The 13,983-nt window shown below is 44.1% G+C and carries 12 protein-coding genes; 6 read left to right on the top strand and 6 right to left on the bottom strand.

Annotation, left to right across the window (positions count from 1 at the left end; genetic code table 11):
- Window positions 1-76 precede the first annotated feature (76 nt).
- From NX845_RS06480 to NX845_RS06470, 3 genes are all read right to left on the bottom strand, one after another.
- A complete protein-coding gene (locus NX845_RS06480) occupies window positions 77-613 on the bottom strand; it encodes an MltR family transcriptional regulator (protein ID WP_193835446.1) in 537 nt (178 codons plus the stop codon).
- Between the two features lie 50 nt (window positions 614-663).
- Window positions 664-1,812 carry a mannitol-1-phosphate 5-dehydrogenase gene (locus tag NX845_RS06475; protein WP_017077054.1) on the bottom strand — a complete coding sequence of 383 codons (1,149 nt, stop codon included), beginning with the start codon at window positions 1,810-1,812 and terminating at the stop codon, window positions 664-666.
- A gap of 182 nt (window positions 1,813-1,994) precedes the next feature.
- Entirely contained in the window at window positions 1,995-3,887 is a 1,893-nt protein-coding gene (locus NX845_RS06470; protein ID WP_102456212.1) for a PTS mannitol transporter subunit IICBA, read from the bottom strand.
- Between the two features lie 570 nt (window positions 3,888-4,457).
- Between NX845_RS06470 and NX845_RS06465 the strand changes: the two genes are divergently transcribed.
- From NX845_RS06465 to norW, 4 genes are all read left to right on the top strand, one after another.
- On the top strand, window positions 4,458-5,324 hold the full coding sequence (locus NX845_RS06465; protein ID WP_017077056.1) for a hypothetical protein: 867 nt from the start codon (window positions 4,458-4,460) through the stop codon (window positions 5,322-5,324).
- Between the two features lie 324 nt (window positions 5,325-5,648).
- Window positions 5,649-6,305 carry an NAD(P)H-dependent oxidoreductase gene (locus tag NX845_RS06460; RefSeq protein ID WP_004732726.1) on the top strand — a complete coding sequence of 219 codons (657 nt, stop codon included), beginning with the start codon at window positions 5,649-5,651 and terminating at the stop codon, window positions 6,303-6,305.
- 336 nt (window positions 6,306-6,641) lie between these two features.
- On the top strand, window positions 6,642-8,147 hold the full coding sequence (norV, locus tag NX845_RS06455) for an anaerobic nitric oxide reductase flavorubredoxin (protein ID WP_102561840.1): 1,506 nt from the start codon (window positions 6,642-6,644) through the stop codon (window positions 8,145-8,147).
- A 1-nt stretch (window position 8,148) separates the two neighbouring features.
- Complete coding sequence (norW, locus tag NX845_RS06450; protein ID WP_260256674.1) at window positions 8,149-9,318, top strand: NADH:flavorubredoxin reductase NorW; 1,170 nt, start codon at window positions 8,149-8,151, stop codon at window positions 9,316-9,318.
- A gap of 99 nt (window positions 9,319-9,417) precedes the next feature.
- Here norW and gltS read toward each other — a convergent pair whose 3' ends face one another.
- Together gltS and NX845_RS06440 are read right to left on the bottom strand one after the other, a co-directional pair.
- Complete coding sequence (gene gltS / locus NX845_RS06445; protein ID WP_004732723.1) at window positions 9,418-10,644, bottom strand: sodium/glutamate symporter; 1,227 nt, start codon at window positions 10,642-10,644, stop codon at window positions 9,418-9,420.
- Between the two features lie 316 nt (window positions 10,645-10,960).
- A complete protein-coding gene (locus NX845_RS06440; RefSeq protein WP_108091381.1) occupies window positions 10,961-11,317 on the bottom strand; it encodes a YibL family ribosome-associated protein in 357 nt (118 codons plus the stop codon).
- A gap of 392 nt (window positions 11,318-11,709) precedes the next feature.
- On the opposite strand from NX845_RS06440, the gene NX845_RS06435 reads away from it, so the two are divergent.
- Window positions 11,710-12,507 carry a DUF4344 domain-containing metallopeptidase gene (locus NX845_RS06435; RefSeq protein ID WP_108091382.1) on the top strand — a complete coding sequence of 266 codons (798 nt, stop codon included), beginning with the start codon at window positions 11,710-11,712 and terminating at the stop codon, window positions 12,505-12,507.
- 140 nt (window positions 12,508-12,647) lie between these two features.
- Here the strand turns inward: NX845_RS06435 and NX845_RS06430 are convergent, their stop codons facing one another.
- Window positions 12,648-13,034: a tautomerase family protein gene (locus NX845_RS06430; protein ID WP_004732720.1), complete on the bottom strand. Its 387-nt coding sequence runs from the start codon at window positions 13,032-13,034 to the stop codon at window positions 12,648-12,650.
- A gap of 277 nt (window positions 13,035-13,311) precedes the next feature.
- Here NX845_RS06430 and NX845_RS06425 point away from each other — a divergent pair, with 277 nt between their 5' ends.
- Window positions 13,312-13,932: an LON peptidase substrate-binding domain-containing protein gene (locus tag NX845_RS06425; protein ID WP_108109291.1), complete on the top strand. Its 621-nt coding sequence runs from the start codon at window positions 13,312-13,314 to the stop codon at window positions 13,930-13,932.
- The last annotated feature ends 51 nt before the right edge of the window (window positions 13,933-13,983 follow it).

Here is a 13,983-nt window from a genome sequence, read left to right as displayed (position 1 = left end):
GCTTTGGATTGAAACGAACGAACAGCTACAAGATATGTAGGATGTGAAACAAGATAAGCAGGACTGCAAACTAGAACTAAGAACTCAGTGCGTTATCTCGGCATAAGGTCGTGATAATGTCAGTGATAGCCAAAACGATCGTCGACTTCACTTTCTGATTGTGTCGACCCAAGAACATTTGAAGCATTGGGCCCGACATGGTTTCCACCATCTCCGAGTCATATTCGATAGGCATTATGCGTTGAATCGCCTGCACCTTGTTGAGCTCAAATATAACGTCGACTTCTGTGAAACTGGTGTCTTCACCCTGTATTTTCGCCCACTCTTTCAAGGTAACGAAAATCTCTAAATCATCGTAGAGCTCTTTACTGATCACACCAAGCCCTAATAGCAGCTTAGCGCGGATCATAATCTCGCCCAACGGACCGCCACTGTTGAGAAGTGGTTCAACAACAAATTTAATTGCCGTGTCGTCTTTCTTGAAAATGTTTTTTAATACGGCATCTACCGTGTCGTCCAATGCATCGTAAGCCGCCATTAGACAGGCGCTAGCGCTCTCAGCTTCAGATAGGGCTTCGAGTAATTCAGTTTCGTGGCTAGTTTGTATTGGCATAACGGCTCGACAATAAGAAAGTGCCACTGGTGTGGCACTTTGATGGTTTATCATTTCAATGCTAGATAAGCTTCTTCCGCTAGTTTAACAACTTCTGAGTCACTATTCAGCTCAGAATAATGCGCTAATGTCTCAGCAAACCCTTTTTCTGCGAACATTGCTTGAAGTTCAACCGCTTGTGGGTCGTCTTCATTCTTGTAATGGAACGCAGCTGCGATTGCTTTTACTAAGTGAACATTCGGTAGGCCGTACTCTAATGTGCCATTCAGAGGCTTAACTAGGCGGTCTTGTGGGCTCAGTTTACGAATTGGCTGACGACCAACACGGTCTACTTCATCACGTAGGAACGGGTTAGCAAAACGACCAAGAATCTTTTGGATGTAGGCAGCGTGAGCTTCTGGATCAAAGCCGTAACGCTTAATTAGAACCGCACCACTCTCTTCCATCGTTGCTGTTACTTCAGCTCGGATTACGTCATCTTCGATAGAGTCTTTGATTGTCTCGTGACCTGCAAGCACACCAAGGTATGCCGTTACCAAGTGACCCGTATTTAGCGTGAACAATTTACGCTCAACGAAAGCCATTAGGTTGTCAGTGCATTCCATACCTGGGATGTTTGGAATCTCACCCTTAAATTGTGTTTGATCTACGATCCACTCGCTGAACGTTTCAACGGTTACGGCTAGAGGGTCTGTTTCGCCCGCTTCTGCCGGTGGCACAATACGGTCGACCGCTGAATCAACAAAGCCAATGTGCTCTTCAGTGAAGGCTTTCATTTCATCAGAAAGGTGCTCTAACACTGCTGCTTTTAATTGGCTAGTACCGCGAACCATGTTCTCTGCCGCGATAATGTTCATTGGTGCCGTGTTGTTTGCTGCTGCACGCTTTTCAATGCCTTGAGCGATAGATTTAGAGATGATTTTAAGAACAGTAGGGCCAACGGCTGTCGTCACAAGATCAGACTCAGCGATGCAATCGACTACAGCGCTTGTCGCTGAGTTTACTGCTGTCACGTTCTTAACCACTTCTACAACACACTCTTCGCCAACAATCTTAACTGGGTATTCTTGGCGTTCAATTAACGCATTTACAACCGTTTCATTTACGTCAGCAAACGTAACCTTCATACCTGCATCAGAAAGAAGCTTACCAATGAAACCACGACCGATATTACCTGCACCAAAATGTAACGCTTTCATAATTTTGACCTTATAAATATTTGAATCTAGATAGCTAACGGCTCAACAACATGCCTTGACGACGTGCCCTAGGCATTAAGCAGTAAGCTATTCAGACTGAATCTTGTAAGAAAGATTAAGACCGAAATGAGGCCAGTAGGGGGATACTGGCCTCCTTCACTCAGGAGCTTGACTAGAGCTTTTTAGTTTCCGTTGAGAATACGTAGAACATCAGCAGGGTTTGTTGTGTTCTGTAAGCATTCCACAGCTTCTTCATCATCGAGTGAATTGGTAATAGCCATCAGCACCATGTTGTGCTCATCGCCTTGTGCGGCAATACCGATAACCATCTTCGCGATATCATCTTCATCTTCGCCCCACTGAATACCTTCAGGGTACTGACAGAAAACAATGCCGGTTTTTTGTACATATTGTTTCGCTTCGATTGTGCCGTGTGGCACAGCGATAGACTCACCTAGGTAAGTAGACACAAGCTCTTCACGAGCAAACATGCCGTCTACGTATTCCGGTGATACGTTGCCAAGTTTTACTAATTGTTCGCCAGCAAACTTGATTGCGTCTTCTTTCTGAGTCGCTTTTAGGCCAAGGAAGATGCTGTCGTCAGTAAGTGCAAGCTTGTTGCCTTCTTGTGCTGCAGCTGCAGCAGGCGCCGGAGCTTCTACTTTCGCTTCACCACTTTGAGCATCGACAAGCTCAGCAACTAGTTGGTCGTATACGCCGCCGTCTAGGAAGTTGCTTAGAGACATATGCATCGCACCTGGCACAGTGCTACGAGCACGGTCTGTTAGGTCTTTATGCGTAATAACGATTTGCGAATCAGCCGGTAGGTTGTTGATTGCGTAGTTGGTCACTTCAATGTCTAGGCCAGCTGTTGCTACTTTTTTACGAAGTAGACCAGCACCCATTGCACTTGAACCCATACCCGCATCACACGCTACATAAACAGCTTTAACATCCGCTAGGTTTACATCAGCGCCTGATGCTGCACCTTTAGAAGACGCTTTCATGTCTTTCATCTGTGCAGACGCTTTTTCTAGTGAGTCTTCGTCATCACCTTGAGCTGAAGTCTTAAGTAGGATTGACGCTACAACAAACGATACTGCCGTTGCTGCGATAACCGATAGAATCACGCCGATGTAAGAGCCTTTAGGTGTCATCAACAAGATAGCGAAGATAGAACCTGGTGATGCTGGAGAGATAAGGCCAGAATCGAACACTACGTTAGTGAATACACCCGCCATGCCACCTGCAATTACAGCAAGGATTAGACGTGGGTTCATTAGAACGTAAGGGAAGTAAATTTCGTGGATACCACCTAGGAAATGGATGATAGATGCACCAGCAGCAGACTGCTTCGCGCTACCTTTACCAAACACCATGTAAGCAAGCAGAAGACCAAGACCCGGACCTGGGTTTGCTTCGATTAAGAAGAAGATTGAACGACCAATCTCTTCAGATTGCTGGATACCTAGTGGAGAGAAGATACCGTGGTTGATTGCGTTATTTAGGAATAGAATTTTCGCAGGTTCAACAAAAATAGATGCTAGAGGTAATGCACCTGCTTCTACCATTGCGTTTACGCCAGCAGCAAGTCCGCCAGATAGAATCTTAACCGCAGGACCAATCACGATGAACGCGATGATCGCACAGATCATGCCGATGATACCCGCAGAGAAGTTGTTCACTAGCATTTCGAAACCACTCTTCACTTTACCGTGAACAGCTTCATCGAATTTCTTAATTGCGATACCACCTAGTGGACCCACAATCATTGCACCCATGAACATTGGGATATCAGTACCAACGATAACACCCATTGTCGTGATGGCACCCACTACCGCACCGCGGTCACCACCAACCATTTTACCACCGGTGTAACCAATCAATAGTGGCAATAGGTATGTAATCATAGGGCCAACCATTGATGCTAACGTTTCGTTAGGCCACCAACCGGTTGGGATGAATAGTGCAGTAATGAAACCCCACGCAATAAATGCGCCGATGTTTGGCATTACCATATTGGATAAGAAACGACCAAAGTTTTGAACCTTAATCTTTGCTTCTGGTGATAACATAGGTAGAACCCCGTAATGTATTGGTTGGTCAAATGACCGAAAGTGTGTACTCAAAAGTCGATTAAAATGTATCACAACATTTCCAAAATGCACCTTAGCCCAACTTTCGTGACAACCATCACACACGAAAAACACTTTAGGGTTAACAAGAGCACTTTAGATCACAAAAACACCATGAATTTAAATTACAAAGCCAAATTAATGAGAATAAATATCATTAACACAAGATCTAGATCACGCTTTATTTTGTAATACTTAAAAATAAATAGTGATCAAAATCACACTTAATAAAATATAGCATCTAAGATCTATATAAACCGTATAAAAGAACATCGTGTCACGTATAGAAAATATGCACCCAGATGAGCAAAATCGCTAATTGTGTAATTTAATTACAAAAATAACCACATTTCCCACAAAATCAAAACCAGACATGACTTTCTACTAAAAACATAGACCAGTGAGCTGCAGTTGGCATTAGTAGATGTGATATGGTATTCACCAGTGCTATCACATCATGTATCTCTCCAAAACCCATCAGCGGATCACTCTGCTATTTGAGAAAAGACTATGTCAGACAAAATTTCCACATCCGCACTCGCTAAACAAAAAGGCATAGAAGCTAAAACTTTATTTAGCGATCTAAAAACAGCGGGTTATATCGTGCGCTCACAGGAGCGCTGGGTTCTTACAGAACGAGGCGAAAGCTTTGGTGGGGAATATGTCGAACATAAGAAGTTCGGTGTCTTTATTGTCTGGCCAGAGAAACTGCTTATCGATTTGGATTCATTCTCAGGAAACACATTGACCGCCACTCAGCTCGGCGGTGCCTTTCAACTCAGCGCAAAGAAAATCAACTTATTGCTCAATGAGCTTGGCTGGATAACAAAAGAAGACGACGGCTGGCACGTCACCTCTACAGGCTTAAAAGCCGGTGGTGAACAAAGAGAAGATAAAGCGACTCAAAACTTATTCGTGGTTTGGCACGACTCACTGGTTCGCAATAAACGTTTGAAGCAGTCTGTTGTTGAATTCCTAGGGCATGATGCTGAAAGCCACTCTACTGATGTGTCATTTTCCAGCTTTCGTCAAAAATTCGAAGCGAAGCACCGAAGCTTAGATGGGCATTATGTTCGTTCAAAGGGAGAGCTGATCATCGATAACTGGCTTTATATGGCAGGAGTGGTTCATGCGTACGAGCGTCCGCTGCCGATATCAAAAGAAGTAATGAGCGATTTCTACCTGCCAAGCGGCAAGGTATACATTCAGTTCTGGGGAACAGATTCAGGCCCTATAGAAGAAGACAAACGAAATGCGACCAAGAAAATTTACCAAGAGCACGGTTTTAGCTTGATTGAACTTAACCCTGAAGATATCCCAAACCTCGACAGCGTACTTCCCTCTTTATTACGCCAATATGGAATCAAAGCGTACTAACTGGCTGATTGTCGAAAACCAACACACATCCAGATCACACTAATTAAATCATTATGGATGTTATTAACCATAGTGATTTGATGTGTTCGCTATTTTTCCCGAGCCAATCTTCTATTATCTTACACCCATCGACTTGAGCTACCGCAGATACTCGATTTATGGGGGCATGTTCGATAGCCATTTAAGCGTTAGGTCTTTTAGAAATTGACGGTTCTAGCAACGATTTTGATAGAGATACTGCCTAAATGCGTTATCCGTTTATTGTTGACGTTACCGAACATAAAACCCTACAACATTTATTATTGATAGATATTAGGATTCAACATGACTCATCCAATCATTACTGATCTAAACACTCGTTACACAGCTAAAAAATACGATGCCGACAAACGCATCTCTGCGGAAGACATGGAAGTAATCAAAGAAGCACTTCGTTTATCAGCTTCTTCTATCAACTCTCAGCCTTGGAAATTCATCATCATTGAGAGCGACGCAGCAAAACAACGTTTCCACAATACTTTCGAGAACATGTTCCAGTTTAACCAACCACATGCGAAAGAAGCGTCACACACGATCCTGTTTGCTCACGATCCTAAATACACTAAAGAGAAATTCGCGAAGCGTGCTGATACAGAAGTAAGTTCTGGTCACCTACCTGCTGAAATGTACGAGCAATTCTTAGGTGCTTACGCATTCGCAGAAATGAACACAGACGAAACGGGTTTCAACGGTAACTGGACTAAGTCTCAAGTGTACATCGCACTAGGTAACACAATGCACACACTGGCTCGTCTTGGTATTGCATCAACACCGATGGAAGGCGTAGATGCCGCTATGATCGGCGAAGAGTTTGCTGACGAACTGGAAGGTCACGTTGTTGATGTAGCACTGGCTATCGGCTACCACAAAGACGGCGAAGACTACAACCACGGTAAACCAAAAGCGCGTCTAGCGCTTGATGAAGTGGTTACTACGCTTTAATAGCTCGTATTTATTAGTGGCTTCAAAGCACTAATAGGTCTAGTTAATTTTAATAAAGCTAATAGCTTTAACAGTTAAATCACACTGCCTTATTTGGCCAGACGCTCGTCTGGCCTTTTTTGTATCTGTTATTTATCCAAGCAACTACTAACTACCAATTACCAACCACTTAGTCATAAAGACACACTGCGTTTATTTTGATTACACAAAATACAATGTCATAAAGACACACTGCGGCGATTAAAAACCAAACAAACACCATAAAAACAAATACTTAAAAACATGGCACAACTAGTGCAATGAGAGCCTTAGATATTTAAATAAGGTATTATCATTATGACTATTCACGTTAAATCAAATGTTCATTGGGTCGGCGTCCACGATTGGGAAACCGAGCACTTCCACGGTAAGGAATACCACATGAACAAAGGTACCAGCTATAACTCGTACCTGATCCGTGAAGAGAAGACAGTGCTTGTCGATACTGTCGATCATCGCTTTACTGAACAATTCCTTGCAAACCTAGAGATGGAAATCGATATCAACGAGATCGACTACATCATTTGTCAGCATGCAGAAGAAGATCACTCAGGCGCCCTCTCTGCGCTACTGGCTAAAATTCCGAACACGCCTGTTTACTGTACGGAAGCGGGAGTGAACTCCATCGTTGGTCACCACCACCAACCAGACTGGAACTTCAGAACCGTCAAAACCGGTGACACTCTTGACGTCGGTAACGGAAAACAACTGATCTTCGTAGAGATGAAAATGCTGCACTGGCCAGACTCAATGGCAACATACCTCACTGGTGATGAAATCCTGTTTAGTAACGATGCTTTCGGCCAACACTATTGCGACGAGAACCTATTCAATGACCAACTAGACCAAGTAGAGCTGCATGACCAATGTCTGCGTTACTTCTCGAACATCCTGACGCCTTTCGCGCCTTTGGTGAAAGCGAAGATAGAAGAAGTCCTGAGTTTAGGCGTGCCAATCGATGTGATTGCGACTTCTCATGGCTGTATTTGGCGTGACAACGCGACGCAAATTGTTGAGCAATATTACGAGTGGTCTAAAGCCTACAAAGAAGATCGTATCACCATTGTCTACGACACCATGTCCAATAACACTCGTATGATGGCTGACGCAATCGCAAAAGGTATCCGTAAAGGCAGCCCAGAAACAGCCATCAAGGTCTTCAATATCTCTAAGCACGATAAGAATGACATCCTTGCCAATATCTTCCGTTCAAAGGGCGTGCTTGTTGGATCATCGACCATGAACAATGTGATGATGCCGCAAATCGCCGCGCTACTTGAAGAAGTACACGGCCTGCGCTTTGCAGAAAAAAGAGCCGCAGCATTTGGTTCTTCAGGGTGGACTGGCGGCGCGGTAAAACGCATCGACGCTCGCTTACGTGAAGCCAACTTCGAAGTGAGCGCACCTCAGCATATTCACTGGAAACCAGATACAGACGCACTTCGCCAATGTATTGATTACGGAATGACACTTGCTGAAGTTTGGCGTGTAAATCCAGACGAAGTCAGCGCACCAAAGCAAGTATCACGCAATGTTACACCGCTTGAAGCCACACCAGCACCGGCAAACACCACTGCCGAGCTCAAAGACACGACAGAGCAGGAAACAGAAGTAGCTCAAGATAAGTCAAACCACAGCGCAGATTGCACTTGCTGGCGCTGCACAGTGTGTGAATGGGTGTACGACCCACAATTGGGTGAACCCTACCAAGGCGTTGAACCAGGAACACCTTGGGCACAAGTGCCGGATGACTTCCTTTGCCCAGAATGCCATTTAGGCAAAGAAGTATTTGTGGAGAAGTAGCATGTCGAACATTGTGATTGTGGGTGGCGGTTTCGCCGCCCTACAAACCATAAAGATGGTACGTAAAATTGACCAAGATATCGCGATAACCATGATCACGGCAGATGCGGGAGTTGAGTACAGTAAGCCGAATCTTTCACACGTATTCAGCCAGGCTCAAACACCACAAGCCTTAGCCGTTAATAACGCTCAGCAATTAGCAGAGCAGTACAACGTAGTCGTCAAAACCAAGGCTTTAGTCAGCGAAATCGATACCAAGCAGCAGTGTGTTCGTGTTGATGGACAAACTATCCATTATTCGAAGTTGGTATTAGCAACGGGCGCGACGCCTTTTATACCACCAGCGGAAGGGCTTAAACGCAGCGCGACCATTACGTTAAATAGTTTGGAAGAGTTCGAGAAACACAAAGCTCAGATCGATGACGCTCAACGCATCACCGTAATGGGGGGAGGCTTGATTGGGGTAGAGCTCGCATTCGACCTTCAAACTGCGGGCAAAGATGTCACGATTATCGAACCTGCAAGTTATCTGTTGAATAGCCTTGTGCCACCTTTCGTTTCGCTTGAGTTGGAAAGGGAACTGACAAAAGCGGGGGTTACCGTCGAAACCGACTCTGCGATTTGCCGAGCGACTTACCTGTCTGATGGAGTTAGGCTACAAACCACCTCTTCTCGGCTAATACGAGCAGATACCGTGATTGCTGCAGCAGGATTAAAGCCAAACACGGCTTTAGCTACCCAAGCGGGATTAGAGGTAAAGAGAGGAATTGTGGTCGATGAAACCTTACAAACCAGCGCCAACAATGTGTATGCGATTGGTGATTGCGCTGAAATTGAAGGTTGTGTGATGGCCTATTTGCAGCCAGCAATCTTGTCGGCAAACGTGTTGGCGAAGCAGCTGACTAAGGATAAAGGAGAGATCAAAGTGGGCGAAGCAAAGCTCAGCTTGCCTCATATGATCACCAAGGTGAAAACACCGAGTTATCCTATTCAGCTCGCAGGGCGCGATATTCACACTGCTCAGAGCTGGGAAACTCGATTCGACCCGAAAGGTATTATCGCTAAAGGCTTCAATGAAGATGATCAGTTGGTTGGATTCATTGTCACTGGAGAACACAGCAAAGCCGCGTTCCCTCTTCTTAAAGAGCTACAAGCAAGCTCACCCGCATAAGTTCTAGAGGCGCTAATACAAAAAAAGCCAGTCAACAGACTGGCTTTCTTGTATTCATCTTAGTGCGATTAGCTCATCGCATTTAAGCACAGGCGAACATTAACCGATAAACGAGATGTAACCTTGAAGGATGATCAGGTTAACGATATCGATAAAGAAGGCACCAACGATTGGCACAACCATGAAGGCTTGTGGCGACGGACCGAATCGGTTCACCAAAGAACCCATGTTCATTACCGCTGTTGGTGTTGCACCTAGGCCGAAACCACAGTGACCACCCGCCATAACCGCTGCGTCGTAGTTAGAACCCATTACTTTGAACGTCACAAAGTAAGAGAAGATACCCAACACCACAGCCTGAACCGCAAGGATAACCAAGAACGGAATCGCAAGGTCAAAGATGTTCCAAAGCTTAAGGCTCATTAGCGCCATGGCTAAGAACAGTGACAATGACACCGTACCAAGAATATCGACCGTTTCGCTGTCAGTCTTATGCAGTTTAGTCACTTCAAAAACGTTAGTGATGAACACACCGATAAACAACGCGTAAACGAAGTCAGGAATCATCAACCAAGAAATTTCAAAAGTCGCCACCCACTCTTCTAGGTATTTCGCCCCCGAGATACAGATAAGAAGAATGAACAATACTTCAATCACCTTCTTCGCTGTTACTTTGTCTTCTTCATACTCGTTGTAAGTAACAAGTTCAGGAAAACGCTCGTGGGTTTGTGTGCCAGTGCCGTACTCAGATTCAAGCTGGTTTTTATCAATCAGCTTTTGTGCTACTGGGCTACCGATAATACCACCGATAATCAAACCAAACGTCGCTGAAGCCATCGCGATTTCTAGAGTATTGGCAATGCCAAACGTGTCTGAAAAAGTTTGAGACCAAGCTGCGCCCGTGCCGTGACCACCCGAAAGCGTGATAGATCCAGCAATCAAACCCATTAAGGGTTCAAGGCCTAGTGCCGTCGCAAGTGTTACGCCTACACCGTTTTGGATAATGATGTAAACCGAAGCCACCCCTAAGAATAGGAATACCTTAGCACCACCTTTTATCAGCTGCGTGTAGTTAGCCGCAAGGCCGACCGTTGCAAAGAACATCAACATAAACGTGTTCTGCAGGGGCAAGGAAAACTCAAGATCAAGGCCGTTAAAGTGCAGGGCTGTAATAGCAAAAGCGACAATCAAGCCGCCGACAATGGGCTCTGGAATATTGTACTTTTTGAGAACCGGAAGCTTTGCATTGACGAAATGACCTAGAAACAAAACACTAATCGCGATTAGGAAGGATTCTAGTGGTCCAATTGAAATTAATTGATTCATATAACCTCTATTTTTTTACGTTCTCATCTTCCTTAATGAGTCTAGTTTTATCTGTAATTATCTGTGCTGCTCTACCTATATTTATACAAACTGGAGAGAAATTGTAGATTCGAAAAGCGAACACATTACTGCGTTCACTTAGTGCCATGTTAGTGACACGTTAACTTTTATAGGAGATAAAAGGATTTGTGACAACAATCACCTCCAAAAAGTTGATAACGGCGTGAGTATCCTTGCCGCTGACTCTGCTTTTTTAATACCTAAAAAAGCAAAAAGGAGCTATTGCTAGCTCCTCTTTCATCACCATCACTGGTAATTAGAATTTTTTCGGTGCGTAACCAGTCATAACCTCAATGCGAAGCTCTTTACCGATCTTCGTCATTGGGTGAACAATTACGAGCCCTTTTATCGACTTCTTAAGTTTACCCATATCTGCTTGCTCAGCTTTTGTAATCTCACGGCTAAATGGCATATCAACCAAAGACTTACGCTCTTGATTTACATCGAAGCTTTCTTTGTGTTTCAACTGAGCAATTTTCTTGGTTAGCTTCTTAATCTCGTCTTCAAATTGACGAACAACAGGACGATCATTACGAGTTTTAGCAGCCGCTAACTTGTTGCGACATTTGTCTAGACGGTTGTTAATTTGTTGAAGTTCGTTTTTAACACTCATAATAATTTCCTAAGATTTAACAAGCCAATTCGGATTGGGGCGCGGAGTATAGCACAAGGGTTCACTTGAACCGAAATTTATCTATCAATTACCAACAGAAACGAATCACATCAACGCTGGTCATTCAGCTCGCCAATTCTTTGTAGCCGAACCTCAAAGCGGGTCACTCATTAATCAGCGAGTGTCGACTTCAAAAATTGCTGTCCTCGATGCTTCAAAATTCAGTCTAAACTTGTAATCTAACCATCGTAATTAACTCAATTAACTCAATTAACTTAAACGGCTTAAACAGCGTAAGGTACATAACTTGGATCGCGTAACTTGAGTTACATGACTTAGGGGTATCACCTTAACACCGAGCCTGAATCGCAGCATAATCACAAGGATAGCCGATGACATTATTGAAACGAACACTGACCTACAGCCTAGCCCTTAGCTCAGCGTTTGCCGCCACTTATGCATCTAGTGAACAAACAACCCAAAATAACCTGATCGTTGAGTTCTCTTCACCACAAAATACTGAAGAAGAACAGCTCAAACGTGAAATTCAAAACAGTGGCGTCAATGACACTGTGATTGACCTGTCAAACCAACTCTTCATGTTTGAAAAGCCATTAACCATTCAATACGGCGGGGAAGAAGGTCCACTCTACGATCCACAAACGCATCAAGTGCTTATCCCGTATAGCTTCTACTCTGAGTCGCTTAATTACTTTGAAAAGAATCAATACGAAAAAGAGTATGGAAAGACCGCGCAAACTGGTGCTATCGATACCTTGCTTCATACTCTACTGCACGAAGCTGGGCACGCTTATATCGAAGACCAGAATATTGCCATACTGGGCAAAGAGGAAGATGCCGTTGATAACCTCGCGACAGTGCTTTTACTTAACTATGTAGAACATGGAGGTGATGCCGCAATCAGCGCCGCTGACATGTTCGCTTTCGAGTCAGAAGACCGCCCTGAGTATTACGACTTGGGTGAATACATTGATGAGCACAGCTTTGATCTACAGCGTTACTTCTCCACGTTATGCTTGGTGTATGGCAGCGATCCTGAAGCCCACAAGAACTTGCTCGATGAAGTGGAAAACGACTATTTGAAAGATAGGAAAGAGTTCTGTGTGGAGCACTTTGATGTCATCAATGCCAACTGGCACCGTTACCTAAAAGAGAACGACGAGAGCTAATGGTTTAACCTTCTCTATTGGTCTTCTTCAATAACAAGCGGCTTAGTGTTTTTCTAAAGCCGCTCTCAGTAATCTTTAAATCCAATGTTTGAAGTGGAATATATCTGAGGCCTTAAACCAGAGTCCTTAAACCAGAGACCTTAAACCTTCACTTTATACTTCAGGTCTTGCGCTTCATCACCGGTCATGCCTCGAAATCCCCAACAGTGTGCAGGCTGTTCCTTGATGGTTATTTCGATATCAATAGGAGAGATAGCTAACTGCTTCTCTATCTCAGAAAATATCTTCTTAATTAAGCGCTTCTTGGTATTGACCGCTCGACCTTCCATCATATTGATCTCTATAACGGTATAGGCTTCTGTTCTTCCTTCTGGATAAAAGAAATCATCTCGCTCCAATGGCACAAATCGATGCGCTCGCTTGTCATCGGGTAAACCCATTTCACTGTTTAAGCACTGTTGCAACACATTAGAGAGCTGCAACTTAATTGGATTCAAGCACTCTTTGATACCATATATAACAATCATGACCATTCCTTTGATGCGATGTCAGGTAAAGAAGAAGGTTAGATAGAAGCATCGTCTGGCGACTACCCATCCGCTTACTATTCGTACATATATTACCTAATGACGCGTATGAAAGAAGGTAAAAACAATGAATTTATGAGCATGTGCAACAAAAAATCATCTGCTTTGGCTCATGTCTGTAGCTCATCACCCAATAACAACAACCACAATCAATTGATCGAACACCACCGAGTCCACGTATATCTTCTCAAATTACATTTGAACTAAGGAGTGCTATGTGCCGAATTCATCGAGCCAGACCACACGGACAGACGCCGAACCAGAGACACTCGTAGAGTCTTCTCTCGAGCTCGCCGTATTTCCCCTTCCGATATTCCTTCTGCCCGGAGGTCGCCAGAGGCTACGCATCTTTGAACCAAAATATCTTGCTATGGTTGCACATGCGGCCCAAGGAGGTGGGTTCATTATTGCCACCCAAGACAGCACCAACTCTGAACATCTCAGTTCTTGGGGAACCAAAGTGTCCATCGTTGATTTCAATATGTCTGACGACCAAATTTTGGAAATCGATGTCGAAGGTCAACAACTGGTTCAGCTTCACGGATCATTTCGAGACGACGATGACCTGATTAAAAGCCAGTTCAGGTTGTTACCTCATTGGCCAGATCTAGAATGCAAAGTACCGAACGTATTTACTGCATTCTTAGTACAGCTGTTTCGAGACCACGATTCAATCAGAACGCTCTACCCCACTCCAGACTTCGAAAGTCCACGATGGATCTGTGCGCGATTACTCGAAATGATGCCTATCCCATTGGAAAAGAAAACAGAATTTACCGAACCCGCTAGCTTTCCTTCTTTAGTTCCTTTTTTGAATCAAATCATTACGGGGCAATAAGCACTTTTCTTCACTATAATTTTGTATAGTGGAAATTAATTTAAATTAAAG

This window comes from Vibrio sp. NC2 (assembly GCF_025195005.1).
GTDB lineage: Bacteria > Pseudomonadota > Gammaproteobacteria > Enterobacterales > Vibrionaceae > Vibrio > Vibrio splendidus.
This window is presented reverse-complemented; position numbering and strand designations above follow the sequence as displayed.